Raw genomic sequence first — 1157 nt, forward strand, 5'->3', positions numbered from 1 at the left:
GGAAGGTCTGAACAACTCCCATGATCTCGGCGACAATAGCGCACCGCGATTGGGGTGACGATCGATGCAGCTGACGTTCGGTGACGCCGAGGGCATGGGCAAGCGCAAGCGTACCCGGCGGGAGATCTTCCTGGCCGAGATGGAGCAGGTGGTGCCGTGGCAGGCCCTGCTGGCCCTGGTCGAGCCGCACTATCCCAGGACCGGTCGCCCCGGCCGCCAGCCGTACCCGCTGGCCACGATGCTGCGCATCCACTTCCTGCAGCAGTGGTACGCGCTCAGCGACCCGGCGATGGAGGAGGCGCTGTACGACACGCCGGTGATGCGGCGGTTCGCCCGGTTGAGCGGACTGGACGACGTTCCCGACGAGACCACGATCCTCAACTTCCGCCGGCTGCTGGAAACGCACGGGCTGGCCGGGAAGATCTTCGAGCGGGTGAATGCGTACCTGGCGCGCAAGGGCTTGAGCCTGCGCGCGGGCACGATCGTGGACGCCACGATCATCGCCGCGCCGAGCTCGACCAAGAACCGGGACGGCGAGCGCGACCCGGAGATGCACCAGACGAGGAAGGGCGACCAGTGGCACTTCGGGATGAAGGCGCACATCGGCGTCGATGACGAGTCCGGCCTGGTGCACCACGTGGAATGCACGGCGGCGAACGTGGCCGACGTGACCCAGGTGCACAAGTTGCTGCACGGCCGGGAGGACACGGTGTGCGGCGACAGCGGGTATACCGGCGCGGACAAGCGCGAGGAGCTGCAGGGGGTGGACGCCGGATTCCTGATCGCGGAGAAGCCCTCGAAGCTGCGCGCGATCCGGAATCGGCGCGAACGTCGCTACGCCGAGCGCTGGGAGCGCTACAAGGCGAGCCTGCGGGCGAAGGTGGAGCATCCGTTTCGGGTGATCAAGCGGCAGTTCGGCTACACCAAGGTGCGCTACCGCGGTCTGGCGAAGAACGCGGCGCAGGTGCTGACGCTGTTCGCGCTGTCGAACCTGTGGATGGCGCGCCGCTGTTTGTTGCAACCGACGGGGTAAATCCGTCCGATGGGCGGGGCGGGCTCAGGCGGTCGTTGCAACACACTCGCCGAGCTTGTAGGCCGGCGTCCTGAAGCCCAAGGTCTTCCTCGGGCGCTGGTTCAATCGTAAAGCAATCTCGTCG

The 1157-nt window shown here is 67.0% G+C and carries 1 protein-coding gene; it reads left to right on the forward strand.

Translation table 11 applies throughout. The features are described 5' to 3' along the window. Window positions 1–64: 64 nt before the first annotated feature. Window positions 65–1033 carry an IS5 family transposase gene (locus tag FPV26_RS12550; protein WP_147654210.1) on the forward strand — a complete coding sequence of 323 codons (969 nt, stop codon included), beginning with the start codon at window positions 65–67 and terminating at the stop codon, window positions 1031–1033. The last annotated feature ends 124 nt before the right edge of the window (window positions 1034–1157 follow it).

Source organism: Vulcaniibacterium gelatinicum (assembly GCF_008033445.1).
In the GTDB taxonomy this organism is placed as follows: Bacteria; Pseudomonadota; Gammaproteobacteria; order Xanthomonadales; family Xanthomonadaceae; genus Vulcaniibacterium_B; species Vulcaniibacterium_B gelatinicum.